This window comes from Marinovum algicola (assembly GCF_900109145.1).
GTDB classification, from domain to species: domain Bacteria; phylum Pseudomonadota; class Alphaproteobacteria; order Rhodobacterales; family Rhodobacteraceae; genus Marinovum; species Marinovum algicola.
In genome coordinates this window covers 1-25652 of sequence record NZ_FNYY01000013.1, presented here as the reverse complement: position 1 = coordinate 25652, position 25652 = coordinate 1, and the positions used below count along the sequence as shown (strand labels likewise).

Sequence of the window (25652 nt, the reverse complement as noted above, 5' to 3'; positions counted from 1 at the left end):
GGCTCCTTATCGCGGCGGCAGACGGGCTGCGCCGTCCAGCCGGATGGTTGTTCCGTTCAGGAACGGATTGGAAATGATCTGCTCCGCCATCATGGCGAATTCGCCCGGCGCGCCGAGGCGGGCGGGAAAGGGAATGTTGGCGGTGATCTTGGCGGCGACCTCTTCCGGCAGGCCCGCCATCATCGGTGTCTTGAAAAGACCCGGGGCGATTGCCATCACCCGGATACCGCTCTGCGCCAGTTCCCGCGCCGCAGGCAGGCACATGGATGCCACCCCGCCCTTGGACGCAGCATAGGCCGCCTGGCCCAGTTGGCCGTCCTGCCAGGCCACGGACGACGTGTTGACGATCACGCCGCGCTCTCCGTCCGCCAATGGCTCGAGCGTCGCCATGCGCTTCGCCGCATGGCTCATCACGATGTAGGTGCCGATCAGGTTCACGCGGATTGTCCGCTCGAACACGTCGATCGAAAGCGCGCCGTCGCGGGCGAGGATGCGAGCGGCGGTGCCAATGCCGGCGCAATTGACAACCGCACGCGGCGCCTCGCCGAGCTTGCTCACGGCCTCATCGAAGGCGAAACTCACCGCCCCGGCGTCACTGACATCCGCTCGAATGGCGATGCCGCCAATTTCTGCGGCCACGGCCTCGGCACGCCCGCCGTCGAAATCGACAATCGCGATTCTGGCGCCAAGCCCGGCCAGATGGCGCGCGGTCGCCTCCCCCAGCCCGCTTCCGCCACCTGTGACCAGCGCGGTATTTCCCATGACATCCATCTTGCCACCCTTCGTTAACTTTCATCATGATTGTATCGCATAACTACTTTCGTCAACGTCTGATGTCCCGGATCTCAAAAAAGAGATGGACAATAACAGATATGCCTTATAACTATTATGCCAATCGGCAAACGCTTCGATGGGAGGATCTCGTGGTAACTTTGCGGCAAGATGGAAGAGACCGCCGGTATTGGACCCCCGAATTCACGTATGACAAACGCGACGACGGCACCGTCTACATGCGCCATGTCGAGGATCTGCCCGAACATCCGCAGCTTCTGGCCGACTATCTTGACCGCTGGGCGAATGAGGCGCCCGACCGGACCTGGATCGCCCGTCGCGGGGCGGACGGAGACTGGATCGAGGTGAGCTACGGCAGGGCCCGCAATCAGGCGCGGGCCGCAGGGGCCGCCTTGCTGAACATGGGGCTGGGGCCAGACCGCCCGCTGCTGATCCTGTCGGAAAACAGCCTCGAGCATGCAATCCTCGGGATCGCCTGTGCCTATGTGGGCATCCCCTATGCGCCTATCTCGCCCGCCTATTCGCTGGTGTCCGAAGGCGCCGCAAAGGCGAAGGGCAGTGTCGAGACGCTTAATCCCGGGGCGATCTTCGCCGATGACGGGGCCACCTTTGCCGAAGCTTTGCAAGTGCTGGTGAAGGGCGACTGCAAGGCGATCACCGCGCGCAACCATGTCGCGGGTGCGGCGCGCTACGACGACCTCCTCGCGCATGACCCTGCCGAGGCCGAGGCCGCGGCCGCGCGGGCGATACTGACCCCCGACACGGTGGTCAAATATCTGTTCACCTCCGGCTCAACCGGGTCGCCCAAGGCGGTGATCAACACCAACCGGATGATCTGTGCCATGCAGGCCATGGTGCGCGATTGCTACTCCTTCCTGGAGAACGAGCCGCCGGTGGTGCTGAACTGGGCGCCCTGGAACCATACGGCGGCCGGCAACAAGATCGCCTACCTCGTGCTGACCAATGGCGGCACCTATTACATCGACGATGGCCGCCCGGTGCCCGGCAAGTTCGACGAGACCCTGCGCAACCTGCGCGAAATCGCCTGCACCTGGTATTTCAACGTGCCCATCGGATACGACATGCTCGCCCGCGAGCTGGCCCGCGACAAGGTGCTGGCCGAGACCTTCTATTCCCGGCTGAACATGATGTTCTACGCCGGCGCCGGCATGGCCCAGCACACCTGGGACAAGCTGATGAAGATCGGGCGAGAGACGACGGGCCACGACGTACTGCTGGCGACGGGCCTGGGCTCAACCGAAACGGCGCCCTTTGCCCTGGCCTGGACCGACTTGGAAGAGACCGCCGGAAACGTCGGCGTACCGTCGCGGGGGTTGACGCTCAAGCTGGTGCCGACCGACGGCAAGCTCGAGCTGCGGCTCAAGGGGCCGTCGATCACGCCGGGCTATTACGGCGCGCCGGAGAAGACCGCCGAGGTCTTCGACGACGAGGGCTTCTATTGCATGGGCGACGCGCTGCGTCCGGCGGACCCCGAGGATTTTTCGCGCGGCTTCTACTTCGATGGCCGCGTGGCCGAGAACTTCAAGCTGTCGACCGGCACATGGGTCGCCGTCGGCGCAGTGCGCGCCAAGCTGGTGGACGATCTTTCCGGGCTTGTGCGCGACGCGGTGATCGTGGGCGAGAACGAAAGTCAGCTCGGTGCCTTGCTCTGGCTGTCGGACGTCGCGAGACAGATGCCGCCCGACGAATTGAAGGCGACGCTTTCCGAACGGCTGACCGCTGCCGCCAAGGCCGCGACCGGGTCGGCCAGCCGGGTAAGGCGGGCCAGGATACTGGCGCAGGAGCCGACGCTTGACCGCGGCGAAGTCACTGAAAAAGGCAGCCTGAACCAGCGCGCTCTGCGTGCGGGCAATGCCGGCGAAATCGACCGGCTCTATCGGTCGGACGAGGGCGTAATCATCGCCTGACACTCGGAAGTCTTGAGGAGGAGACCCCATGAAATTGACAGCCAGATTGCTCGCGCTCGGCCTGAGCGCGCTGATTTCGACCGCCCCGGCGATGGCCCAGGACTGGGCGCCGAAGGGCCCGCTGACCATCAATATCGGCTTCGGCGCCGGTGGCTCCACCGACACCATGGGCCGGGTGCTGGCCAAGGTGATGCAGGACAACACCGGCTGGCCCACCGTGGTCGAGAACAAGCCGGGCGGCGGCGGTGTCGCCATGTTCACCGGCATTTCCCAGCGCCCGGCCGATGGCCGGACCGTGGGCATAGGCGTCAGCATCCCGGTGCTGGTGCAGCTTGTGCAGCGCGGCGATCAGCTGCCCTTCGATACCGACAGCTTCGACTATCTTGGCACCGTGGCCCGCACCGAACTGGCCGTGGTGGCCGGCAAGGATGCGCCGTTCGACGATCTCGCGGGCATGGTGGCCCATGCCAAGGAGCAGGGCAACCTGCCCGTCACCGCGATGGCCCCGCCGCAGGTGCTTCTGCTCAAAGAGACGATGGCCAAGACCGGAGCCGAGCTCAATATCGTCAACGCCGATGGCGCGGCCGAGGTGCTCAAGCTGATCCTGGGCGGCCAGGTCATGGTGGGCTTCGCCGCCGGCGAGCAGTTTCCCTATCTCGAATCCGGCGACATGAAGGTGATAGGCAGCGCCGGCCCCGAAGCGCTGAGCTATGCGCCCGAGGCCAAGAACTTCAGCGAAATCGGTGTCGAGGCCTATGTCGACCCGGTCTATTTCCTCGCCATGCGCGCCGGCACCGCTCCGGCTGCGGTGGAGGCCATTGCCGCGGCCATCGACGAGGCGGTGAAATCGCCGGAGGTGGCCGAGATCGTCAAGAACGCGACGCAGAGCCAGTCGCTGAACCTGGGCCCGGAGGGCACGCACAAGATGATGACCGACGGGCCTGCCGCTTCGAAGGTGCTGTTCGGCAAATAAGTCCTGGCCCCGCCGCAGATCGTGGCGGGGCATCCATTCACGCGGGAGGATAGAATGACTGCTGCTGATCGTGCCTCGGGTGTCTTTTTCGTGCTGTTCGGCCTGGCGATGTATTTCCGCGTCAACCCGACCTACATCGAGACGGTCGATGGCGGAAACCTGGCGCCGGACACCCTTCCCAATGTCATGGCGCTTGTCATTGCCGCCTGCGGGGCGCTGCTGGTGGTCAAGCCCAGCACGCACATGATGCGCAGCCCGCGGCTGATCGCCCGCGCCGGGCTGTATTCCGCTGTGCTGGCGGCGGGCACCTTCGCCATGTCGCACTTCGGGTTCGAGATCGCGGGCCCTGTGCTGGCGCTGGCCATCATGTGGCTGATCGGAGAACGACGTCCGCTCTGGCTGGCAGGCGGCGTGTTCGTCATGCCCGCCGCAACGTGGTTTCTCGTGGCCCAGGTGCTTGGGCGCGCATTGCCGTAAGGAGGCGGAACGATGGTTGACCTTGCGACGATCCTGGCCGGTTTCGGGGATGCCTTCACGCTCTACAACCTGGCCTTCGTGCTGCTCGGCGTCACCCTGGGCCAGATGGTGGGCGCGGTGCCCGGCATCGGGCCGATCATGGCGATGGCGATTGCCATTCCCTTCACCTTCGGGCTGGACTCCCTGCCCGCCATCGCCTTCCTCGTGGGGGTGAACAAGGGCGGGCTTGTGGGCGGTGCGGTGCCAGCAGTGTTGATGAACACGCCCGGCACGCCGGACGCCGCCGCGACCGCGCTGGACGGTCATCCGCTGGCGAAACAGGGCAAGCCGCTGAAGGCCACCAAGATGGCGCTGTTCTCCTCGATCACCGGCGATACCTTCAGCGACATCGTCTTGATCACCGTCTCGGCGCCGCTCGCCATCCTGGCGCTGAAGATGGGGCCGATCGAGGTGGCCGCGCTGATGATCTTCGCCTTCTCGATCCTTGCAGGGCTGATCGGCAATTCGTTGACCAAGGGCGTCATCGCCGCCGCCTTCGGCGTGCTGGTCGCCTCGGTCGGGCAGGACCCCGAGCACTACACGCCACGGCTGATCTTCGGCTACTGGGACGTGTTCGACGGGCTGCCCCTGCCCGCAGTGGCCATCGGGATGCTGGCGATGTCCGAGATCCTGCACCGCATGCCGCTGGCCCACGGCGGCGTGCAGTCGGCCATCGAGACAAATGACACCGGCAACCCCGATGATCGCCGCGTGACCTGGGCCGAATACTGGTCCTGCCGCTTCACCCTGCTGCGCGGCGCCACAATCGGCACCATCCTGGGCGCCATGCCGGGGATCGGATCGACGGCGGCGGCCTTCATGTCCTACGCGATGACAAAGGCGTCGTCGAAAGAGCCCGAGACATTCGGCAAGGGCAATATTCAAGGGATCGCGGCGTCAGAATCGGCCAATTCCGCCGTCGTCGGATCGAACCTGATCCCGCTCTTGACCCTCGGCATTCCCGGCTCGGTCGGAGCGGCGCTGATCATCAGCGCCTTCATGATCCACGGCATGCAGCCCGGCCCGCTGCTGTTCGAAAGCCAGGGACGGCTGGTCTATGGATTGTTCGGCGCGATGATCATGGCCAACTTTGTCAACCTCTGGGTCGGCCAGGTGGGCCTGCGCATCTGGGTCAAGGTCGTCTCGGCACCGGAATCGATCATCTTCGCCTCGGCCATCCTGCTCTGTGTGGTCGGCGTGTCGATGGCGACGAGCGGGCTGTTCGGGGTGGCGATCATGCTGATCTTCGCGGTGCTGGGCTACCTGATGACGAGCTTCGGCTATTCTCTGGTGATCTTCATCATCGCATTCTTCCTCGGTCCGCGGTTCGAGAAATCCATCGCCCAGGCCCTGGCGCTGACCAACAACGATCTGACGCAAGTGATCTATAGCCCGGTGGCTCTGGCGCTGCTGATCCTGTCGGCCGTCTCGGTCGTCTGGTTCCTGCGCAAGAATGCCGAGGCCGCCCGCGCCGAGACGGCATGACGGTCCGCCCCCGGCGGTCCGAGTTTGTCGATCTCGATGCCGGCGCGGGGCTGTCCCTGTCGGAATACGCGCGGACATTCGACCTTGTGGTGAAGGGAGTGCATTCCCGACGCGAGAACGAGGCGCATATGTCCGCCGATCCCGATCTGATCGCGTTGCGCTAGGGCCGGCCGGTGACAGTGGTCCCGGACGGGTATTCGGCGGACCGGCTGGCCGAAAACGCGCTGGTGGCCTGGGATGGCAAACGCTCCTCGGCCCGCGCCGTCGGCGATGCCATGGCCGCGCTCGAACAGAAGGCAAAGGTGACGATGCTGACCGTCGGGACAGAAGAAGTGCCGGGCACGCGGACGCTCTTGCGCAACCTCCGCCGGCACGGGATCGACGCCGAGTTGGTGCTGACACCGCGCAGGGGTCGATTGCCCGCACCTTCGTGTCCTTCCCGGACCCGCATTACCCGTTCAATCCGCCGGGCAAATACTGGGACATGTACTCTCCGGACAAGTTCGACTTGCCGTTGCCATTCGAGGCGCACCAGAACCCGACGCCGCCGATGCAGCACCTGACGCGACAATGGCAGGAGGGCGGCGAGGATTGGGACGGCCCTGTCCTTACGGCTGATCGCGCAGCTCACGGCGCAGATGGACGAAAGCCCCCTGGCCGAAAAGCTGGCATAGGACGGGCCGCCCTCAGGCGTCCCGCAAGGGCTTCGGCACATCCTCCCGCCGCCCGCCGCTGCCGAGTTCCATAGCGGCGCGCCAGATGTCCCGCGCGCGCAGGTCCGGCGTGTCGCGCGGGCTGATCTCCTCCCCGGCCAGCATGATCGGCGGCCCGTCCCAGGCGGCGGCGGGCAGGTCGCGCCATTCCACGTCGAGATGTTTCACGGCGTGGTCGAAGAGATGCCGCAGGGCGCGCGCGGGCAGCGTCGCCGCCAGCGCGAGGTCGGGTTGCCACTCGGCCTCCTCCGCCATCAGCGGCTCGCGCAGCACCTTCAGCGCCAGCGCCATCGCCCGCGCCTGAAGGCTGACATGGGCGATCAGCTGCCGCCTGCTCCAACCGTCGCGAAGCGAGGGCGCGGCCAAGTCCTCGTCGCGCAATTCGTTGAGTTTACGCGCGAAATATGCGGTGCCGCGGCGCGCCAGCAGCAGGTCGCCCTGCGGCGCGGTCTCGGCGTCATAGCGCGCTCCCGCCCCTTGCCGCGCGCGCAGGGCGTCGCGCGCGGCGTTGGCCTTGCCGGTCATTGACCTGTGACCTGCGTGCGCATGAAGTCGAGCCGCTCCATGATCGGCGCGTCGGAGAAGCGGAACAGGTCGAACTGCGTCTCGGCCTGAAGCGACCAGGACACCCAGGAGGGCACGACGAAGATGTCGCCCTTCTCCAGCTTGCGGGTCTCGCCGCCCAGCACCACAGCACCCGCGCCTTCGAAAACCTGAAAGACCGAAGAGCCGACCTCCTGCCGCGCCGGCGTTTCAATGCCGGCCCGGACCCGGTGAAACTCGCAGCGGATGGTCGGCATCACGTCGCCGCCGGTGGTCGGATTGACGTAGCGGATTGCGGCATGGCCCAGCTCCACCGTCGCCGGATTGCCCTCATCCTCGAGCAAAAGCTGCTCGGTCAGCGCGGCGTCGGTGTGCTCCCAGCGGTATGCGCCAATGGGGGAGGCGACGGTGTTCTGAAGCCCCGAAAGCGGCCGCAGGCCGGGGTGGCACCAGAGCCGCTCGCCCTGGCTGTAGTTGGGCGTGGCATTGTCGGTGACGCGCTCGGCGCCGAATTCGAAGAAGCCCACGTCCATCTGCTGGCTGAACGGGATGTCCAGCCCGTCGATCCAGGCCATCGGCTCTGTCGCGACATTGTGATGGCCGTGGAAGTTCCAGCCGGGCGTCAGCAGCAGGTCGCCGCGCGACATGCGCACCGGGTCGCCATTGACCACGGTCCAGACGCCTTCGCCCTCGACCACGAAGCGGAAGGCGTTCTGTGAATGCCGGTGTTCGGGCGCGTTCTCGCCGGGCAGCAGGTACTGGATCGCGCACCAGAGCGTCGGCGTGATATAGGCATTGCCGCCCAGCCCGGGGTTGGCGAGACCGATGGCGCGGCGTTCCCCGCCACGACCCACCGGCACCAGCTTGCCGGATTCTTCCGCCAGTGGCAGCAGGTCGGCCCATTTCCAGACATGCGGCACCGCCTTCGGCTTGGGGTGCACCGGCATCAGGTCGCCCAGCTGGGTCCAGAGCGGCATCATGTGCTTGTCGTCGAACCCCTTGTAGAGCGCGCGAAGTTCGGGAGTGTCATCGGGTTGCATGGCATTGTCCATGGCTCTCTCCTTGTCTCAGGCGGCGTCGGGCTGGTTGGGTGGCGCGGCGTCGTTGAAGGCGGGCAGGCTGTCCAGCGCCGCGAAGATGCGGGCGATGGTGGGCCATTTGTCCAGCGCGATGTCGAAGCGTTTGTTGTTCCAGACCTGTGCATAGAGGCAGAGGTCGGCCAGCGTCGGCGTATCGCCGTGGCAGTATGTGCCGGTCTCGGGGCTATCCGCCAGCGTGGCCTCCAGCGCGTCGAAGGTGAGCGTCACCCAATGGGTGAACCATTGCTTCTGCGCGGCCTCGTCGGCGGCGAATTCATCGCGCAGGTAGAACAGCACGCGCAGGTTGTTGAGCGGATGGATCTCGAGCGCCACCATGTGCGCCAGCGCCCGCACCCGCGCCCGACCGTCTGCATCCTTTGGCAGAAGCGCCGGTTCGGGATGGGTCTCCTCCAGCCACTCGATAATGGCGAGCGACTGGGTGAGATGGCTGCCGTCCTCGCGCTCCAGCGTCGGGACGAGGCCCTGCGGATTGCGCCGCAGGTACTCTGGTGTCCGGGTCTGGCCGTCGCGCAGCGCGTAAGGGACGTAATCGTAGTCCAGCCCCTTGAGGTTCAGCGCGGCGCGCAGCCGGGTCGAGGTCGACGACCGGAAGAAGTTGTGCAGCTTCAGGGTCATTCCTTGGGCCCGATCTTCGTGGTCAACTCGCCCAGCCCCTCGACCGAGACGACGCAGGTGTCGCCGGGGGCGAGCGGGCCGACGCCGGCAGGAGTGCCGGTCATGATCACGTCGCCGGGGCGCAGTTCCATCGAGTGCGACAGGATCGAGATCATCTCGGGCACCGACCAGATGAGTTCCGCGAGGTCGGCCTCCTGCCTGGTCTCGCCGTTCACAGTCAGGCGGATGAAGCCCTTCGACGGGTGGCCGACCTTGGACACGGAATGCACCGGCGCGATGGGGGCGGAGCGGTCGAAACCTTTGCCCAGGTCCCAAGGCCGGCCCTGCTCGCGCGCCTTCAGTTGCAGGTCGCGGCGGGTCAGGTCATTGCCCACCGCATAGCCCCAGACGTGGTCCAGCGCGTCTTCCTCAGCGATGTTCTTGCCCCCGGCTCCGATCACCGCGACCAGTTCGGCCTCGTAGTGGAAGTGCTCGGTCTCGGGCGGGTAAGGCACGGTCGCGCCGTCCTCGACCACCGCGTCATTGGGCTTGAGGAAGAAGAACGGCGGGTCGCGGTCCGGGTCCTTGCCCATCTCGACCGCGTGGGCGGCGTAGTTGCGGCCGATACAGAAAATGCGGCGCACCGGGATGCGGTCTTGGCTATCAGCAACGGCAAGGGTCGGGACGGGAGCGGGATCGAAGATATAGCTCATGAGGGTACTCCTTGTTTGGGGATGTTCACGCGGCCGCGTCGGTCGCGGCGGCGGCGTCGAGGCCGTTCGAGCCGTAGAGCCAGTTCAACTGGCGATACCAGTCGTCGGCGCCCATCGAGCGCATGACGTGATTGCGGACGGCGGCCTTGGCGTCGTCGGGGTGGTAGATGTATTCGCCGATCAGTCTCGAGTTCATCTGCACGCGGGCGGTGCGCACCATGCGCATCTGCTGGTAGCGTTGCAGGGCGCCCTCGATGTCCTGCCCATGGTTCTCGATGCAATGCGACAACGCGACGGCATCCTCCATCGCCATGCAGGCGCCCTGGGCGAAGTATTGCAGCATCGGATGCGCACTGTCGCCCAGAAGCGCCACGCGGCCGTCGACCCAGTTCGAGATCGGGTCACGGTCGCAGAGCACCCATTGCTTCCAGTCGGTGCCATGCTCGATGATCTGGCGGGCGCGCGGGTGGATGTGCTCGAAGCCCTGCGCCACGTCTTCCTTGCTGACCGGCTTGCCGGCGATCGCCTCTTTCTCGTCGCGGTGATAGGTGACGACGAGGTTGTAGACCTTGCCGCCCTTCAGCGGATAGTGGACGATATGGCACTTCGGGCCGGCCCAGAGGGTGGCGGCGTTCCAGCGCAGATCCTCGGGCATCTGCTCGGTGGGGATCACCGAGCGATAGGTGGCATGGCCGGAAATCCGCGGCTCACCGTCGCCGATCATCTGGCCGCGAATGGGCGAGCGCAGGCCTTCGGCGCCGATCAGGAAGCGGCCCTTGAGGGGCTCGCGGTCCTTCAGTAGCAGCGTGGCGGAGGTGCCGTCCTGCTCGTATCCCGTGACCACGTGGTTGGTGCGGATGTCGACCAGCGGGCTGGTCTCGCAGAACTTCAGCAACACGCCATGCAAGTCGGCGCGGTGCACCACTGCGTAGGGGTTGCCGTAGAACTTGCGGAACGGATCGTCGAGCGGGATCGAGGTGATGTCCTCAGCGGTCTGTGCATCCATCAGGCGCAGGTGGTCGATATAGACCGCGACGCTGCGCGCCTCGTCGCCGACGCCGAGATAATCGAAGCAGTGGAAGGCGTTGGGGCCGATCTGGATGCCGGCGCCGATCTCGCCCAGCTGGGGCGCCTGTTCGACGACGATGGAACGTTGGCCTTTGCGGGCCAGGCCGCAGGCTGCCGCGAGGCCGCCGATGCCGCCGCCCGCGATGATGATGGGAAGCTCTTGGGTCATGACTTCTACCTTTCGGATGAGGGGGAGAGGGGCGGGGTTCAGAAGGGCCGGACAACCCAGGGGAAAAGGATCACGATGAAGATCACCAGGACCGAGGCCAGCACGTAGGGCGCCACCAGCTTCGACAGCCGGGTGATCGGCACCTCGGAGATGGCCGCCGCGATGTAGAGCCCGGCACCCACCGGGGGCGTCAGCAGGCCCAGCACCAGCGTCATCGAGACCATGATGCCGAATTGCACCGGGTCGATGCCATAGGTCGCGGTGGCGACCGGCAACAGGATCGGCACCATGATGATCAGCGCCGCGATGCCGTCGAGGAACATGCCCACCGCGACCAGCGACAGCATGACGAGGATCATGAAGATCGTCGGGTCCTGGGTCAGCGAGGCGATGAAGGCGGCGACGGCCTGCGGGATCTGGTTGAAGGTCAGCACCCAGCCGAACACCTTGGCGGCCATGATCAGGAACAGCACGATGGCCGAGTTCTGCACCGTCCGGTCGAGGATCGCCGGCAGGCTCTTCCACGTGAGATCACGAAACACCGGTCCCCCGAGGATCAGCGCCACGACGATGGCGACGGCGGCGGATTCGGTGGGGGTGAAGACGCCGAAGCTGATACCGCCGACGATCACGAAGGGAATGAGCATGGTGGCGAGCCCGGGCAGGCTGGCCTTGATGCGGCTGGTCTCGACCGGACGGGTCGCGGCGCCATGGGTCTGGTTGCGCGATGCCTGCCACAGGGTCAAGCCCAGCATCAGGGCAAAGAGGATCAGGCCGGGCACGATGCCCGCACGGAACATGTCGGCGATCGAGACCTGCGCGATCACGCCGAAGATGATCAGGATCATCGAGGGCGGGATGATCGGGCCAAGCAGTCCGGCGGCGGCGGTGATGGCGGTGGAATAGCCGCGGCCGTAACCCGCCTTCTCCATTTCCGGCACCACGGTGCGGCTCATCACCGCGATCTGCGCGGTGGCCGAGCCCATGATGGCGGCCAGTGCCAGGTTGGCAATCAGATTGACCAAAGGCAGGTCGTGGCGCACCCGGGTCAGCCAGGCGCGGGCGGCGCGGAAGATGCGCCGGGTCAGCCCGCCTTCGTTCATGATCTCGCCCAGCATCACGAAGAGCGGGATGGCCAGCAAGTCGAAGGTCTCGACGCTGCCGAAGGCGATCTGCGGCACCGCGTCGAGCACCGGCAGACGGTCGGCCATGTAGAGAAAGACGAAGGTGGTGGCGATCAGCACGAATGCGATGGGCATGCCGGTGCCGAGCAGGACAAGAAAGCTGAGGCCGGTCACAGGGTCACCTCATGATGTTCGCCGGTCGGGCGCAGGATATGCGCGACCACGTGAATGAAGGCGGTGATGCAGAAGAGCGGAACCACCAAAAAGAACGGCCATTTCTTCCACCCCGTGGTGATCACCTGTTCGAAGGCCACCATGGGCGAGTTCACCCAGACCACCGATTTCCACAGCAGCACCGCAAGGATGGCCGCAATGATCAGGTTGACCGCCACCTCCATCGCCCGCCTGGCGAAGCCCGGCAGCTTGTCGACCAGCAGGGTGACGCCGATCTGGGCGCGGTCATGCAGCGAGATCGAGATTGCCACGAAGGCCAGCCAGACCAGCATGATTGCCGCCAGTTCCTCGGCAAAGACGATCGGACGGCCGGCGAGGTAGCGCATGCCGACATTGACGGTGATCAGGCCGACGAAGCCCACCACCATCACCCGGCTCACGACCCGCTCGACGGCGACGAGCCGGTCCGAGAGGCGGAGCATGATTTGCTCCGCCGTGCCAGTGGTCCGGGTTGCGGCTGTCATTGGGCGGCCTCGCGGGCCTGCTCCTGAAAGCGGCTGATGATGTCGTTGGAACCGTAAGCCTCCTGGAAGGCGGCATTGGCGGTGCCGAAGACCTCGTTGCCGTTCTCGACGCGGCCGATCTCGATCTGGCCATCGAGCGAGGCGATATTGGCGCTCTCCGCCGCCACCTGCTGTTCGGTGCCCCAGGCCAGCGCCTCTTCCGCCGCGGCGGTGAAGGCGGCGCGTTCTTCTTCGCTCATTCCGCTCCAGGTGGCCTGCGACACCACCAGCACCGCCGGAAAGGCCATGTGGTTGGTCAGGGTGAGGCCGCCCGCAACTTCCTGAAAGTTCAGGCCGACCAGTGCGTCAAGGTCAATGTCGATGCCGTCGAGCAAGCCGCTCTGAAGCCCGGAATAGACGTCGCCGAGATTGACCGGCGTCGGCACGGCGCCCACCGCCTGCCACCAGGTCTGCATCGCCGGGAAGGGCACGATGCGGATCTTCTCGTTGACGAGGTCGTCGGGGGTTTCAATCAGGCCCTCGCGCATCAGGATATGGCGCATCCCGGCGAAGGTATAGCCCAGTCCCTGGACCCCTGCGCGTTGCAGCTCGTCCAGCATCTCCTGCGCGGCCGGGGTTTCGGCGGCGGCGGCGGCGGCGCTGACATCCTCGAAAAGATACGGCGTGAACCAGCCGGCCAGCGACGGCGCCCGCAGGCTGCTGATCGCGCCGGTCATCAGCGCGGCGTCAAGCAGACCGGTACCCAGCTGCTGAAACATTTCCTGCTCGGAGCCGAGCTGTCCGGCGGGAAAGACGGCCAGCGAAAGCGCGTCGCCCGATTCGTCCGGCAGCGAGTCTGCCATGCGATTGGCCACTTGCGTCCAGACATGCGGCGGCGGCGTGATCAGGCCGATGCGCAGCTCTTTCTCGGCCAGCGCGGCGGAGGTCATCAGGGCCAGGGCTGCGGTCGAGGCGGCAAGGCGAGCGGTCAGAAAATGCTTCATGGGGTCCTCCCGTTGCGTGATCCCGGGGAATCACTTCGCTAAGTATGCTTATGGTAAGTATACTATGTATTGCGCTGCGTCAAGATAGTGAGTAAGCATACTATTGACGAAGGCGGCCTGCGCCGACGAAGCGGAGACAGACGGTGACCTCATCCCAAAACCTTGAAATCCACAATATGGCGGGTCACCTGATCCGACGCCTCAACCAGATCTCGACCTCGGTCTTCCAGGACCGCATGAAGAATGCGGGATACGATCTGACCCCGATCCAGTTCGCTGCCCTGAACGCGATCTGCGCCAATCCGGGCATCGATCAGGCCAGCCTCGCCGGCCTCATCGCACATGATCGCGCGACGATCGGCGGTGTTGTGGACCGGCTCGAGGCAAAGGGGTTCATCCTGCGCAAGGTCAGCCCCCGCGACCGGCGCGCACGCGAACTTTCCCTGACCGACCTCGGTGACGCCACGCTCGCTGGCGCGAGACCCGTGGTGCGCGCGATGCAGGACGACATGCTGACCGGCCTGACGGATGCAGAGCGTCTGGAGTTTCTCCGGCTCGCCAGGAAAGCGGCCGACGGCGGAAACGACCTCAGTCGGGCACCTCTCGCAAAATAGCTTGAAGGCGCACTTCGTGCCGTGGCTGTGTGGCCGGGTCGTTTCGAGATCACCGAACGCACCCGCAAATCGATCCTGCGTCAGGTGGAAAGGCCGCTGATCGCCGGATCTGAATAGCTCCGCCCGGGCCGGTTTCGCGAACGGCTGCAAATCGCCAGACGCCAATACAGCCGGCACAAAAGTCGCGCGACAGACGAAAAGTCACGTCATCTGGCTGCCTTGCACAGCGCCAAACGGAATTCGATTTCCGGCAGCGACCGGTCGGGTCACTCTCAAAAGGCCCGGGCGACGGATCCTAAGATGCCGCGGAACCGCGTCGGCGTACTTTGTACAGGGTGGCGGACGACGCGACGATCTGAAGGGCCAGGACGGTACCGACCAAACCGGCAAAAGGCCATTGAACCCAGTTCGGTTCGGGCGTCGCCCGATGAAAATCGAGGAAGTGAAGGTACAGAAAGTAGCCGGTATGTACAACTGACAGCCACCACAGCACGTAGGTTCCCCGCTGTACAAATTTCCAAACCGAACTTCCCATCCACCGGAGGCTTCGGTCGTTCGACGTACCGGCCAAAATCAGACCGTAAAGCAATGCAAGGACACCAATCAGATTGGCAATCGCAAATCCGTGCTGCACCATGACGTATCTTTGCAGTCCCGGGTGAAATTCAAAGCCGACAAGACGCATGAGATCCAGGTTCACCCAGCCGATCAAGATGATCGTGGCGTGTATGAATGCCAGCAACACCGCATATATGCCCAATTCGCGCCGGTAGGGTAACAATACCGCCGTACTGCGCCACAGACGCGACACGGGACCAAGCGACATGGCGGCTGCCACCAGAACAATCGACATATCACCAACGGCCCTGTTCCAGCGGTGCATCGGCGACCACTCGATGCGGCTGTACAAGAACAGCCATGTCCCGGCCGCACCGATCAAAATCACGATCAGGTGGCGCGCCCACCATGATGAAAGCAGATAAGATTTCAGATTGAACCCGGCCACATTCCTGCGAGGCGATACTGTCATTCGCATACTTCTCCCAATTAACGGGACATCTAGATGCGCTGGAAAGCAAAGACCGCGCCAATCCCGACAAGAGCATATAACACGATCATGGGATCCGACCCCAGTTGCATCTTCGTGAAGGCCACCGGAACAACCACGTCAGAGGCCGGTGCAACAGAGTGATGGCCTTTGCACCGATCGCATGTCGCATGTAGTGAAACGCACCCCAATGCACCGGCATGGCCATGACAAGATAAGAAAATGCGCCAAGCGACGCGATCCGGATGAGGTCAGAAAACACTGCCAGAACCGAGGCAGGAACCACGGTGTAGACCGGCGTGTGGCTGCGGACCGGGCTGATATGATCCCCGGGAAAGCCCTCGTTTCTGGATCGAGTTTTCCGCATCGAGGCCTTGGCTGGGAGAGGAGCGGAAACGCATCAAAGCATCGAAATTCCCGGACGCACAAATGGCGTTTGTCTACAGGCAGGCGGTGGGCAGAACGTCTGTTGCGGAGGTCTGTCGGAAGACAGATTGGCGCGGATTCCTTCAACTCACCTGGATATCGATACGCCACATCCTGTAGCGCCCGTGCCCGGTTACTTCTTGAATTAGGCCCCGGTCTTCCATCCAGGCCAGATTGCGCTGCACAGCCGCGCGGCTTGCGCCGGTCAAGGCTTCCGCCATTGGGGCCGACACCAAAGGCCATTCGGTCAATACAGAGCGGAGACCGGCCGGTGTGCGCCCGGAGAGCCGAGCCATCGCAGCTTCTGCCCGTGCATCCCAGGCTTCGATGTCGTCCAGATGGCGCATCGCCGTCAGAATGGTGTTGTTCATCCCATCCAGCCAGTGGGTCAACCGCTCGAACGGCAGGCCGGAGGCACGCAGCCCCCCTGCCCCACCCTTGGCGATTGGTGCGAAGATGGCACCGCGTCCGTCACCGGCCGCGATCCGGGCTGCTGTGACGGTTGCCTCGATCTGGTCGCCGTGTTGGCCGAGGCCCGCCAGGCTCCAGAGATGAAAGCCCATGCAGGCGCGCGTGATCGGGTGCAGATCGGCCGCTGCCGTCATCACGTCTATCCATCCGCTCGCGCGATCTTCGAACCGTTCGGCTGTCTCCTCGATGGTCTCGGGATCACGGCGGTCAAGGAAGGCCGCCAGATCGGTCATCGGGCCCGGGCCACCGGTCAGGCGACGAACAGCCCACCCAATCCGGGCCAAGGCATTTGAATCATCCTGAACACCTGACAGCCGCATGGAGGTCCACAGTGCCAGACGATCTGGGCTCACCCGATCACCAGCGTACCAGCTGAGGTCCGCCGCCTCGATCAGAGCCAGTCTGTGCCGCCAGCCTTTCGAGCCGCGCTCCAGCCGGTCATCCAGCGCCCCCATGCGCCCGGCCACCCTTGCCAGAAGCGCAGCCTGGGCGCCTTCCGCCTTTGCCCAGTCGTCGATGACGGACGTTTCGGGCGGTTGTGCGCGTGGCCCGGGAGGCAAATCATCCGGGTCTTCTTCGAGCGGCCCCGGCAGAAACCAGATATCTTCTTCTGTCGCAATTGCTTTGCCGTTTCATCAAAAAGTTCTTACAGGATTCCAGTAGGATGAAGCGTAATCCGACGTGGTATTTTACGTTTCGATTTCAATTTTTAGCTCGCGTTTCAACAAGCGAGAACATGGGGCAGAAGATGGGGTTTAGAAACCGTGGAGCGGCGGGTTCATGACGCTGCGCGAAAACGAAGCGTCTGACGAGGCTTGGGCCAAGGCAACGCGTATCGCGCGAGAGCTGGATCGCATTTTGGACGGGCAAGAGCCTATGCGCACCGCAGTTTCTCGGGCCGCATCCGAATTGCGTCTCTCGACGCGCCAAGTCTACAACCACCTGCGCCGATATCGTACCGAACATCGGGTGTCTTCGCTGTTGCCAAAGACAGGTGGAGCTAGGCGCGCGAGGATCAGCCCGGCTGTTGAGGAAATCATTTTGGCAACCCTTCGGGAGATGTGGCTTCAGCCCGAGCAACCGGACCTTGCGCCGATTGTCGATGAAATCCGCACCCGTTGTGACAGCGAGGGTCTTGATCCGCCTGCCTATGTCACCGTTTCCAAGCGTATCCCACGACTGTTCACGCCCGAGGAGATTGCACGACGGCGACATTCAGGAGGAAAAAACCTACGGCGCCTGAAACCCCGCCCAGGTTATATCCGGGCCAACCACGCACTCGATGTCGTCCAGATAGACCATACCCCCGCCGACATCCAGTTTGTGGAAGTCATCGATGGTCAGGGCATCTATGTTGGACGCCCCTATCTCACCATCGCAGCTGATGTTGCAACAAGCGCGATTATCGGCTTCTGCCTGACCCTTGAGCAGCCCTCACGCTTGTCGGTCGCCCTCTGTCTGGCGCAGGCGATGTGCCGCAAGGAGGACTGGCTGGCAGCGCGCGACATCAATCATTCCTGGCCGATGTTTGGCCGCCCGAAGATGGTCGTCGTGGATTCCGCCATGGAATTCAGAAGCACCAGTTTCATCCTGGGTTGTGCCGAGTACGGGATTGCAATTCAAAGCCGGAACAAGGGGACCGTCCATCGTGGCGGGGTTGTCGAACGACTTCTAGGCAAGGTGAATACGGTGCTGCGCTCCCTGCCTGGCAAGACCGGGCGTTCCATCGCGGATCGGGGTGAGTATCTGTCCGAAGACCGTGCGAGGCTCAACTTTGCAGACCTCGAACGCTGTATCGCGCTGGCGATTATCGATCACAATCTTAGCCAGAATGAACGCAAGCTGACAGTCCCGACCAATGAATGGGAACGAAAATGCCGTCAGCCGGACGGCCCGGAAGACAACCCTTTCGACGTTCTGCTCAGCTTTCTCCCGAACAAGACACGCAGGATTTCACCTCAAGGTGTCAGCCTGTTTGCCAACGACTATTTCGATCCATGGTTGGGCCCGTTGGTCGCCCGCCGTGATCGATTGGGTGCTCTCGATGTTCGTTATGATCCTCGGGACATTAGTCACATCTACATCAAGGATCCCGATACAGGAGCCTGGCGCCCTGTGGAGCGGCGGGATGGACTGCTTGAGGCGGTCACCCTCTGGCAGCACAGGGCCGAGAGAAGCCGAGCGCGCGAAACCGGCCGACGCCCGATCGAGGAGAAGACCGCGATCCGCCGCGAAATCGCGGCGACGGTAGATGCCTCGGCATCGAAGAAGCAAAGGCTGAAGGAAGTCGCACGGGCCAGGCATGCGGCTCATGCGCCGAAACCCTACCAGAGCCTCACTTCTTCCCCGACACCAATCCGCGAAACACCTGACCCTGAGCGCCCGCGCCGCGTCTTTCCGGTTGAGGATTGGTGAAATGATTGATCACCTCCTAGACTCCGCCGCATCACTTCTCGATGCTGGTGACGCGTGCCGCATCGCCCATATCCGGTCGGCCCGTTGGATCAGCCATCCGGTTGCAAGTCGCGCCCATAACGCCATGAGTCTGCTGCTTGATCGGCCAGTAACCTTGCGTCCCAGAGGGCTCTTGCTGACAGGCCCCTATCACAATGGCAAGACGATGATCGCCGAACGCTTTGCGATTGAACATTTGCGGCAGTCAGAACGTCAAAGGATCTGGGTGATCCAGACCCGAGAAGGTGCCGGACTGTCTCACTTCTATGCCAGCATTCTTGCCGGGTTGCGCGCGCCTCAGGCATCTGGTTGGCGGAGCCTGTCGCGCGCGGGCGAGCAGGTGGATCATTTGCTGGACAGCTTGAAACCCCGCCTGCTCATCTTCGATGAGTTTCACAGCGCCCTTCGAGGGCGCCGACAGGACGTGAAATCTATCTTTTCGTTCCTGCGCCGTATCGCACGTGTCCACGACATTTCGCCCGTACTGGTTGGCGAGGTTGCGGTCTATGACGCGGTACACGACACCGAGGAAATGGGATCGCGGTTCGATACGATCCCTATTCCCAGATGGGCGTATGACGAGGATTTCGCGACGCTCCTCGATAGTCTTGAAACCAGCATCCCTCTCGCCCGCGCCTCGAACCTGTCGCGACCGTCACTGGCTGAGATCATCCATGAATTGTCAGAGGGCTTGATCGGAGAGGTCGTCGATATCGTGAGCAGCGCGGCCATCAAGGCGATAAGGAACGGCGAGGAACACATTTCTGAGGCGACCATTACCTCGCTTGGTTACACGCCCCTGTCGAAACGCCGAAATGCGCCTTTGCGCCGCGAAATGATGTGAACCAGTCTGCGTCCGAGATCACGGTCACACCTGCGCGCGACTACGGCAACGAGGTGGGGCAAGGCTGGCCCGTCGTTGTTGCACCGGTACCCGGAGAGCTGCTGTCGAGCTGGTTGCATCGGCTGGCCATGGCCAATGGAATTCCACCTCAATATTTTGGGCGGGTTCTGGATGTCGCAGTTGGAGATTGGTCTGCGAAGCTTGACCGAGACCTTCCCGGGCGAATCCTCAATTTGCTGGTCGAGCGAACGCGGTTACCTACCGAGGATATTGATGGCTTGGCTTTGAACCGCGACCCGCTAGCCCGGTTGCGTTTGCGGCACAACAGTGGATCTGGAGATCCTGGCACATCGACCGCTCAGTTCAATCGCCTGCAATACTGTCCAGTGTGCCTGAAAGAGGATCTCGCACCGTACTTCCGACGCGGCTGGACTTTGGCAACGCGCGTTTCCTGCTTTCGGCATGGATGCCGCTTGCGCGACCACTGCCCTACCTGCCGTGGCGGCATCGCGCCTGTTCGACAAAACCGGCTTCTGCCGCAACATTTCTGTGTCTGGTGCGACGCAGATCTCCGAAAACCCACGCTGCCCGCCGAGTATAATGTGCATCGTCTCGAGCGGCTGCTCGACGATCTGCTTCGAATGCATGTTGCGGGACATGGACTGCACGGGAGGACCTCCCTGCCCGCCATGCTTGGGACCGTTTGCTTCACGTTCGATGGGGAACCCAAATCGATTTCACGTCTTCCAATTCGCGACCGATATCTTTTCTTCCGCCAGTTGACCGAAGGAATGATGCCCCTCCAAAAATATTCCGAGCATCCCGCAATTGAGCTCTGGACCCGCATTGCACTGGCAGCGTCCAAGCATTCCGACCTGGTGGCGTCATTGAGTGCAGAGATATTGTCACAGATAACACCGGGAACAAAGAAACGCTCCGGACATCCTGATTTGACAGCCTTACAGCGAGCCATCATCCGCCTTCATTCAAACCGTCGAACATCATTGGCAACGACTACGCCTGGGAATTGATGACACCTGCATCCTCCATCTGCTCCCGATCGGGCAGGTCCTGCAGCGACTCCAGATCGAACGCGACCAGGAACTGCTCCGTCGTCACATAGGTATAGGGTGCCCCGCGCCGCGGCGACCGTGGGCCGGTGCCGATCAGGCCACGGGCATGTAGCCGACCGATCAGATCTCGGCTGATCTCCTTGCCGAAGATGTCCTTCAGCCCGTCTCTTGTGATCGGCTGGTGGTAGGCGATGGCGGCCAGGACCGCGACATCGTATTCGCGCAGATCGAGATCCTGATCGCCGACATCCGCGGCCGTCCTGATCGCCGCCGCATAGGCCGGTCTCGTCCGCAGCATCCAGCCGCCGGCCACCTGCGCCACTTCGAAGGATCGTCCTTCGAGATCGGCGGCCAGGTCTTCGACCAACAGATCGACCGAAGCCCCCTGCCCCACCACGCGCGCGAGGTCCTCGCGCGGCACCGGCGATGCGCTGGCGAAGAGAACGGCTTCAATCCGCCGCCTCCATTCTCGCCAGCGCAATTCGGTTGGCAGATCGTCCAATTCCCGGTCGAGGTCGGTTTCGGCGTGATCTTTGACCATGCCTAGACCCCGTAAAGGCGGAACGTGTCACGCCCGGTGAGCTCTCGGGCGACCCCTAACGCCACCAGCCGGTCGCAAAAGCGGCGCGCTGCCCGGTCGGACCGCAGTGAGGTAAGCGCGGTAGGGGCGATGGCATCCCGGGCCAGAAAGTCGGCCACTGCCTTGTCAGAACCCCTGGCTCGCAGTTTCGGCGCGGCCTCTTTGAGCCGGGCTGCGCGTCGTGTCAGATCGATGGCCTGGTGCGTTGTCTCAACTGCTGCCGTCCCAATTGCCTGATGACAGATCAGCCGCAACTCCTCGCCGGTTTTTCGAAGATCACCGCGCTTGAGGCCGAGTGCCAGAAGCGGCAGGACATGGCTCCACCCGAGCGCCTGCGCCAAAGTTGCATCCGCGAGAATCAGTGCGGAGGTGAGGTCGCGGGGTCGATCTCCAAGAACGGCCTCCAGGACGGTGGCCGCTTGAGTCACCGGAGCCGCCTTCACTACTTCGAGCCAGGTTGCGATCTGTTCCGGTTCCAAAGTCGGCAGCGCCCGGTTCAATGCCTTGGCCGCCACCGGTCGTTCCACCGCGCGCCGCCAAGAAAGATAACTCTCGCCCGCTGGCCCCGGGCTGTCACCCGGCTGCAGAAACGCCAACGCGTCCCGCAAGTCTGCCGCCCTTTCCGGCCGCCCCGAATGTACCACACAAGCCTCCGCCGCGCGCAGCGCCAAACTTTCCCGCAACAAGGCTTGGGGAACGTCATCGCGCCCGACCACCAGATGCAGATGCGCCAGCGCCGCGCCCGACAAAAACGCCATATCTTCATGGGTTTCGGGGCGTGCGGAAGTGACCCAGGGCGGCATCCGAGGTAGGGTATCAGGGTCGTCAATGAAGGTCGCTCGAGCATATGCCATGCCACAACACTATCCGATGGCGGCGCTTTGTTCTACCACATACTGGGAAAACCGCCCCGCTTTGCCGTATCCGTTTATGTCCAATAAGCTTGCCTTGGACGAAACCGCTCACGCGGTATTGGCGCTCGTTACCGCCGAACTACGCCGGGTCGACTGTGGTCTTTGCGGATAGGTGTGACCGTCGTTTGATTGGGACCTTCTCAATCGAACGACAGGAGGTTCCTTTGTCCAGCGAACATGTTCCAGCCCTACGGCAACGGTTTTTAGACGACATGCGCATCAAGGGCCTGCGGCCAATCACCCAGAAGATGTATTTGCGGTCAGTGCGCGAGTTTGCCAGATTTCTGGGGCGGTCGCCCGATTTGGCCACGCCCGAGGACTTGCGCGCGTTTCAGCTCGATATGACGAACAAGGGCACCGGCGCGCCGACCTTCAACCACCGGCTGACTGCGCTCAGCTTTTTCTTTTCGGTGACCTGCGACCGGTCCGAAATGAAACGTTACCTTCGTTACCAGCGGATCGCCAAGCAGATCCCGGTCGTACTGAGCGCCGCAGAAGTCGCGCGAATTCTGGCCGCGGCGCCGGGTCCGGGCTTGAAGTATGGGGCCGCTCTCAGTGTCGCGTATGGTTGCGGATTGCGGGCGAATGAAGTCACGCATCTGAAAGTGTCCGATATCGACAGCGATCGCATGCTGATCCGCGTCGAGCAAGGCAAGGGCCGCAAGGATCGGCAGGTGATGTTGTCGCCCACCCTTCTCGAGCTTTTGCGCGCCTACTATCGGGAAACGCGTCCTGCGGGCTGGCTATTCCCCGGCCGCGACCCGGCCAACCCGATTTCAAACCGCCAGCTGAGCCGCGCGTTCCACGCCGCGTGCGACTTTGCAGATATCAAGAAAAACGTCTCGCCCCACACGTTGAGGCACTGTTTCGCCACGCACCTGCTGGAAAACGGAACAGACATCCGAGTGATCCAGGTGCTGCTTGGTCACACGACGCTGGAGACCACGACCGTCTACACAAAGGTTGCAATCAAGATGATCCGGGACGTGACGAGCCCTCTGGATCTGCTGAACCTCGAGAAAGGCGGAAGCGGCTGACGGCGGGTCCCCAATGTCCCGACCAGCACTCGAAGTCGCGGACATCTTCCGAGCCCACGGACCTGCCTGGCGTCGTGCCAATGCTGGTCACCTGAGCCAGGCGCAACTCAAGGTCATGTCGGCAATTGAAACCTGCCGGACGGCTGTTCTGGGCGGACACGTCGCGGCTTGCACCAAATGCGGACACCAGCACGTCTCCTACAATTCATGCCGCAACCGGCATTGCCCGAAATGCCAGGGGGCCACCGCCCACCACTGGATGCAGGCCCGGGTCTCCGACCTCTTGCCAGTGGAATATTTCCACGTTGTCTTCACCCTGCCCGCAACGATCGCCAAGATCGCCTTGCAGAACAAGGCGGCTGTCTACGATCTTCTGTTCAAGGCGTCTTCAAGAACGCTTCTGACGATTGCCGCCGATCCCAAGCATCTGGGCGCGACGATTGGAATGACGAGTGTGCTGCACTCCTGGGGATCGGCGCTGACGCATCACCCGCATGTGCACATCATCGTGCCTGGCGGCGGCTTGTCGCCCTGCGGCAAGCACTGGATTGCTTGCCGTCCGGGGTTCTTCCTGCCCGTGAGGGTCGTGTCCCGTCTGTTCCGGCGTTTGTTCCTGGAAGGACTGATGGCTCTTCATCGGTCCGGAAATCTGGCCTTCTCCGGGCAATTGGCGCATCTGACGAGCCCGGACATCTTCAAGACCCACCTCGCACCGCTCAGAAAGACCGCATGGGTGGTATACGCCAAACCGCCCTTCGGAGGACCCGGGGCAGTTCTCGCCTATCTCAGCCGGTACACGCACAGGGTGGCGATTCCGAATTCGCGCCTCGTCAGCGCCGATGCCGAGACGGTTGCGTTCCGATGGAAGGACTACAGGATTAGAAACCGCAATCGCCAGAAGGTCATGCGTCTCGAAACGGGGGAGTTCATTCGCCGGTTCCTGACCCACGTTCTGCCTCCGGGGTTTCACCGGATCCGCCATACCGGTTTCCTTGCCAACGGCATCCGCCGCGCAAGGCTTGAAACCATCAGATTACTGTTGGCCGCAGAGGCGCAAGACGACCAGGAAGCATCAGACGACAAGACCGGCCCTCCGGACGAACAGTCCTCGAGTCTGACGTGCCCGGAATGCGGCGGCAGCATGGTCGTCATCGATGCATTCGAGCGCGGCAAGACCCCGAAATCTCGCTCGCCACCTTGGAGAACCGCCGCATGAAACAAGGGCAGAACCTTTGTCTTGACCTGCGGCGCCCCGGCACCGCACGGGTCCGTGTGGCTCAAATTCGAAAGCACGACAAATGCTCAGGAACCGCGCGCGCAAAGGCCCTCGTTTTGCAAGAACGACAGGTGTTTCTTGTCGAACTCGGCATCCACCCCACCCCAAAATCTGCAACACAGACAGCCACCGAGCTCAGTCGTTCAGAGCAATTCCCATAGGCCCAAATTCTGCCCGCGCTTTCGTCCAAGGCAGATTTATCGCCGCTGGATAACGCGCATCCAGCGGCCACAAACCTTTTTCATTATCGGACGGAAAAATGATATGCTCGGAAACATGAGCAGTATCACGAATAGCGGCACCAAAATCGAGGATTCTGACGCGTCTGACGCAGAGATTTCGAGCTCAGCACCCCATACCGCGCCGAACAGTGACGAGCGCGACGAGAGAACCTCTCGGGACGGAGCCTCAATCGCTCTGCCCGCCCATGTGGCCGGCTCCGGCGCGCTCGACCGGCTGATCGATACCGCCCGGGACTATGCCGAGGCCTCGACGGCTGGGAACACGAACAAGGCCTACGCCGCCGACTGGAAACACTTCACCCGCTGGTGCCGGTTGAAAGGCACGGAGCCTCTGCCCCCCTCGCCGGAGATGGTTGGACTTTATCTGGCTGATCTGGCCGCCGCGACCGGGAAGGCCCCTGCTCTCTCGGTCTCCACCATTGAGCGGCGCCTCTCCGGCATCGCTTGGAATTACAGGCAGCGAGGGTTCACTCTTGATCGCAAGGACCGCCATGTCGCCACCGTTCTGGCCGGGATTAGGCGCAAACACGCGCGTCCGCCGGTTCAGAAGGAAGCGATCCTGCCCGAGGACATCCAGGCCATGGTGGGCACCCTTCCCTATGATCTCCGCGGGCTTCGAGACCGGGCGATCTTACTTCTGGGCTATGCTGGAGGTCTCCGTCGCTCCGAGATCGTGAGCCTTGACGTGCACAAGGATGATACACCGGGCTCCGGCGGTTGGATCGAGATTTTCGAAGATGGCGCTCTGCTGACACTGAACGCCAAGACCGGGTGGCGCGAGGTCGAGGTTGGGCGCGGCTCAAGCGACCAGACCTGTCCTGTCCACGCACTTGAGCAATGGCTACACTTTGCGAAGATCGACTTTGGGCCGGTCTTCGTGCGCACCTCGCGGGACGGCAAACGTGCCCTCGAGGCCCGCCTCTCCGACAAGCACGTCGCTCGGCTGATCAAGGCAACCGTTCTGAAGAGCGGCGTCAGATCCGATCTGCCGGAAGCCAAAAGGCTGGCAATGTTCTCTGGACATTCCTTGCGCGCCGGGCTCGCCTCGTCGGCAGAGGTTGATGAGCGCTATGTTCAAAAGCACCTGGGACATGCGTCGGCCGAGATGACCCGGCGTTACCAGCGCAGGCGCGACAGGTTCAGGGTGAACCTGACCAAAGCCGCAGGGCTGTGAAGCTCAGGAATCTTGACGCGTTGGTGAAGCGCTAAGATGAAATTCCAGCGCTTCAGTTTCAGCTTTCTGCTTCAATTGAAATCGGGAATTAAACGCGACA

General features: G+C 63.1%; 25 protein-coding genes. 12 read left to right on the top strand and 13 right to left on the bottom strand.

What is annotated here, in order from left to right; all coding sequences use genetic code 11:
- Window positions 1–6 precede the first annotated feature (6 nt).
- Window positions 7–771, bottom strand: a complete 765-nt coding sequence (locus BMW90_RS16670; protein WP_074837553.1) for an SDR family NAD(P)-dependent oxidoreductase — start codon at window positions 769–771, stop codon at window positions 7–9.
- Between the two features lie 152 nt (window positions 772–923).
- Between BMW90_RS16670 and BMW90_RS16665 the strand changes: the two genes are divergently transcribed.
- Genes BMW90_RS16665 through BMW90_RS26735 form a run of 5 tightly spaced genes read left to right on the top strand, consistent with a single transcriptional unit; the run spans window position 924 to window position 5858 of the window.
- Window positions 924–2720, top strand: a complete 1797-nt coding sequence (locus BMW90_RS16665; RefSeq protein WP_244526535.1) for a feruloyl-CoA synthase — start codon at window positions 924–926, stop codon at window positions 2718–2720.
- Between the two features lie 28 nt (window positions 2721–2748).
- Window positions 2749–3693 (top strand): Bug family tripartite tricarboxylate transporter substrate binding protein, encoded by a 945-nt coding sequence (locus BMW90_RS16660; protein ID WP_074837552.1) that lies wholly within the window; start codon window positions 2749–2751, stop codon window positions 3691–3693.
- Window positions 3694–3747: 54 nt separating this feature from the next.
- The gene (locus tag BMW90_RS16655) at window positions 3748–4170 is read left to right on the top strand and encodes a tripartite tricarboxylate transporter TctB family protein (protein ID WP_074837551.1); all 423 of its coding nucleotides are present in this window, start codon (window positions 3748–3750) and stop codon (window positions 4168–4170) included.
- 12 nt (window positions 4171–4182) lie between these two features.
- Window positions 4183–5694 (top strand): tripartite tricarboxylate transporter permease, encoded by a 1512-nt coding sequence (locus tag BMW90_RS16650; RefSeq protein WP_074837550.1) that lies wholly within the window; start codon window positions 4183–4185, stop codon window positions 5692–5694.
- Window positions 5691–5858 carry a hypothetical protein gene (locus tag BMW90_RS26735; RefSeq protein WP_170850571.1) on the top strand — a complete coding sequence of 56 codons (168 nt, stop codon included), beginning with the start codon at window positions 5691–5693 and terminating at the stop codon, window positions 5856–5858. Before BMW90_RS16650 ends, BMW90_RS26735 begins: the two co-directional genes overlap by 4 nt.
- Before the next feature lie 522 nt (window positions 5859–6380).
- Here BMW90_RS26735 and BMW90_RS16640 read toward each other — a convergent pair.
- The 8 genes from BMW90_RS16640 to BMW90_RS16605 are packed head-to-tail and all read right to left on the bottom strand — an operon-like array spanning window position 6381 to window position 13399.
- Window positions 6381–6932: a maleylpyruvate isomerase N-terminal domain-containing protein gene (locus BMW90_RS16640; RefSeq protein ID WP_074837548.1), complete on the bottom strand. Its 552-nt coding sequence runs from the start codon at window positions 6930–6932 to the stop codon at window positions 6381–6383.
- Window positions 6929–8002 (bottom strand): cupin domain-containing protein, encoded by a 1074-nt coding sequence (locus tag BMW90_RS16635; RefSeq protein WP_211568917.1) that lies wholly within the window; start codon window positions 8000–8002, stop codon window positions 6929–6931. Before BMW90_RS16635 ends, BMW90_RS16640 begins: the two co-directional genes overlap by 4 nt.
- A gap of 15 nt (window positions 8003–8017) precedes the next feature.
- Window positions 8018–8665, bottom strand: a complete 648-nt coding sequence (gene maiA / locus BMW90_RS16630; protein WP_074837547.1) for a maleylacetoacetate isomerase — start codon at window positions 8663–8665, stop codon at window positions 8018–8020.
- A complete protein-coding gene (locus BMW90_RS16625) occupies window positions 8662–9357 on the bottom strand; it encodes a fumarylacetoacetate hydrolase family protein (protein ID WP_074837546.1) in 696 nt (231 codons plus the stop codon). The genes maiA and BMW90_RS16625 overlap by 4 nt, the downstream gene beginning before the upstream one ends.
- 25 nt (window positions 9358–9382) lie before the next feature.
- Entirely contained in the window at window positions 9383–10594 is a 1212-nt protein-coding gene (locus tag BMW90_RS16620; protein ID WP_074837545.1) for a 3-hydroxybenzoate 6-monooxygenase, read from the bottom strand.
- 38 nt (window positions 10595–10632) lie between these two features.
- Complete coding sequence (locus BMW90_RS16615) at window positions 10633–11892, bottom strand: TRAP transporter large permease (protein ID WP_074837544.1); 1260 nt, start codon at window positions 11890–11892, stop codon at window positions 10633–10635.
- The gene (locus BMW90_RS16610; protein WP_074837543.1) at window positions 11889–12374 is read right to left on the bottom strand and encodes a TRAP transporter small permease; all 486 of its coding nucleotides are present in this window, start codon (window positions 12372–12374) and stop codon (window positions 11889–11891) included. Before BMW90_RS16610 ends, BMW90_RS16615 begins: the two co-directional genes overlap by 4 nt.
- Window positions 12375–12412: 38 nt before the next feature.
- Window positions 12413–13399: a TRAP transporter substrate-binding protein gene (locus BMW90_RS16605; protein WP_074837542.1), complete on the bottom strand. Its 987-nt coding sequence runs from the start codon at window positions 13397–13399 to the stop codon at window positions 12413–12415.
- 143 nt (window positions 13400–13542) lie between these two features.
- Between BMW90_RS16605 and BMW90_RS16600 the strand changes: the two genes are divergently transcribed.
- A complete protein-coding gene (locus tag BMW90_RS16600) occupies window positions 13543–14013 on the top strand; it encodes a MarR family winged helix-turn-helix transcriptional regulator (protein ID WP_306456253.1) in 471 nt (156 codons plus the stop codon).
- Between the two features lie 295 nt (window positions 14014–14308).
- Here the strand turns inward: BMW90_RS16600 and BMW90_RS16595 are convergent, their stop codons facing one another.
- Window positions 14309–15043, bottom strand: a complete 735-nt coding sequence (locus BMW90_RS16595; RefSeq protein WP_053083403.1) for a ferric reductase-like transmembrane domain-containing protein — start codon at window positions 15041–15043, stop codon at window positions 14309–14311.
- A gap of 527 nt (window positions 15044–15570) precedes the next feature.
- Complete coding sequence (locus tag BMW90_RS16590; protein ID WP_074837540.1) at window positions 15571–16578, bottom strand: hypothetical protein; 1008 nt, start codon at window positions 16576–16578, stop codon at window positions 15571–15573.
- A 160-nt stretch (window positions 16579–16738) separates the two neighbouring features.
- On the opposite strand from BMW90_RS16590, the gene BMW90_RS16585 reads away from it, so the two are divergent.
- Genes BMW90_RS16585 through BMW90_RS16575 form a run of 3 tightly spaced genes read left to right on the top strand, consistent with a single transcriptional unit; the run spans window position 16739 to window position 20287 of the window.
- Window positions 16739–18373 (top strand): Mu transposase C-terminal domain-containing protein, encoded by a 1635-nt coding sequence (locus BMW90_RS16585; protein WP_054540545.1) that lies wholly within the window; start codon window positions 16739–16741, stop codon window positions 18371–18373.
- Window position 18374: 1 nt separating this feature from the next.
- On the top strand, window positions 18375–19256 hold the full coding sequence (locus BMW90_RS16580) for a TniB family NTP-binding protein (RefSeq protein ID WP_074837539.1): 882 nt from the start codon (window positions 18375–18377) through the stop codon (window positions 19254–19256).
- Window positions 19253–20287, top strand: a complete 1035-nt coding sequence (locus BMW90_RS16575) for a TniQ family protein (protein WP_074837538.1) — start codon at window positions 19253–19255, stop codon at window positions 20285–20287. The genes BMW90_RS16580 and BMW90_RS16575 overlap by 4 nt, the downstream gene beginning before the upstream one ends.
- Here BMW90_RS16575 and scpB read toward each other — a convergent pair.
- Window positions 20271–20870, bottom strand: coding sequence for an SMC-Scp complex subunit ScpB (scpB, locus tag BMW90_RS16570; RefSeq protein WP_074837537.1), 600 nt, complete (start codon window positions 20868–20870; stop codon window positions 20271–20273). The two genes, BMW90_RS16575 and scpB, sit on opposite strands and share 17 nt — an antisense overlap.
- 2 nt (window positions 20871–20872) lie before the next feature.
- On the bottom strand, window positions 20873–21763 hold the full coding sequence (locus BMW90_RS16565) for a DUF1403 family protein (protein WP_074837536.1): 891 nt from the start codon (window positions 21761–21763) through the stop codon (window positions 20873–20875).
- A 224-nt stretch (window positions 21764–21987) separates the two neighbouring features.
- Between BMW90_RS16565 and BMW90_RS16560 the strand changes: the two genes are divergently transcribed.
- The 3 genes from BMW90_RS16560 (at window position 21988) to BMW90_RS16550 (ending at window position 25552) form a co-directional block, all read left to right on the top strand.
- Window positions 21988–22860, top strand: a complete 873-nt coding sequence (locus tag BMW90_RS16560) for a tyrosine-type recombinase/integrase (protein ID WP_074837535.1) — start codon at window positions 21988–21990, stop codon at window positions 22858–22860.
- Between the two features lie 13 nt (window positions 22861–22873).
- Window positions 22874–24076: an IS91 family transposase gene (locus BMW90_RS16555; RefSeq protein ID WP_074837534.1), complete on the top strand. Its 1203-nt coding sequence runs from the start codon at window positions 22874–22876 to the stop codon at window positions 24074–24076.
- 336 nt (window positions 24077–24412) lie between these two features.
- The gene (locus BMW90_RS16550; protein ID WP_054540615.1) at window positions 24413–25552 is read left to right on the top strand and encodes a tyrosine-type recombinase/integrase; all 1140 of its coding nucleotides are present in this window, start codon (window positions 24413–24415) and stop codon (window positions 25550–25552) included.
- Window positions 25553–25652: the final 100 nt, after the last annotated feature.

Coding starts and splice junctions, on each gene's coding strand:
- BMW90_RS16585 (WP_054540545.1), top strand. CDS start 16,739: ATGACGCTGCGCGAAAACGAAGCGTCTGACGAGGCTTGGGCCAAGGCA.
- scpB (WP_074837537.1), bottom strand. CDS start 20,870: ATGGTCAAAGATCACGCCGAAACCGACCTCGACCGGGAATTGGACGAT.
- BMW90_RS16565 (WP_074837536.1), bottom strand. CDS start 21,763: ATGGCATATGCTCGAGCGACCTTCATTGACGACCCTGATACCCTACCT.
- BMW90_RS16650 (WP_074837550.1), top strand. CDS start 4,183: ATGGTTGACCTTGCGACGATCCTGGCCGGTTTCGGGGATGCCTTCACG.
- BMW90_RS16595 (WP_053083403.1), bottom strand. CDS start 15,043: ATGACAGTATCGCCTCGCAGGAATGTGGCCGGGTTCAATCTGAAATCT.
- BMW90_RS16625 (WP_074837546.1), bottom strand. CDS start 9,357: ATGAGCTATATCTTCGATCCCGCTCCCGTCCCGACCCTTGCCGTTGCT.
- BMW90_RS26735 (WP_170850571.1), top strand. CDS start 5,691: ATGACGGTCCGCCCCCGGCGGTCCGAGTTTGTCGATCTCGATGCCGGC.
- BMW90_RS16660 (WP_074837552.1), top strand. CDS start 2,749: ATGAAATTGACAGCCAGATTGCTCGCGCTCGGCCTGAGCGCGCTGATT.
- BMW90_RS16620 (WP_074837545.1), bottom strand. CDS start 10,594: ATGACCCAAGAGCTTCCCATCATCATCGCGGGCGGCGGCATCGGCGGC.
- maiA (WP_074837547.1), bottom strand. CDS start 8,665: ATGACCCTGAAGCTGCACAACTTCTTCCGGTCGTCGACCTCGACCCGG.
- BMW90_RS16605 (WP_074837542.1), bottom strand. CDS start 13,399: ATGAAGCATTTTCTGACCGCTCGCCTTGCCGCCTCGACCGCAGCCCTG.
- BMW90_RS16670 (WP_074837553.1), bottom strand. CDS start 771: ATGGATGTCATGGGAAATACCGCGCTGGTCACAGGTGGCGGAAGCGGG.
- BMW90_RS16580 (WP_074837539.1), top strand. CDS start 18,375: ATGATTGATCACCTCCTAGACTCCGCCGCATCACTTCTCGATGCTGGT.
- BMW90_RS16640 (WP_074837548.1), bottom strand. CDS start 6,932: ATGACCGGCAAGGCCAACGCCGCGCGCGACGCCCTGCGCGCGCGGCAA.
- BMW90_RS16610 (WP_074837543.1), bottom strand. CDS start 12,374: ATGCTCCGCCTCTCGGACCGGCTCGTCGCCGTCGAGCGGGTCGTGAGC.
- BMW90_RS16550 (WP_054540615.1), top strand. CDS start 24,413: ATGAGCAGTATCACGAATAGCGGCACCAAAATCGAGGATTCTGACGCG.
- BMW90_RS16555 (WP_074837534.1), top strand. CDS start 22,874: ATGTCCCGACCAGCACTCGAAGTCGCGGACATCTTCCGAGCCCACGGA.
- BMW90_RS16635 (WP_211568917.1), bottom strand. CDS start 8,002: ATGGACAATGCCATGCAACCCGATGACACTCCCGAACTTCGCGCGCTC.
- BMW90_RS16655 (WP_074837551.1), top strand. CDS start 3,748: ATGACTGCTGCTGATCGTGCCTCGGGTGTCTTTTTCGTGCTGTTCGGC.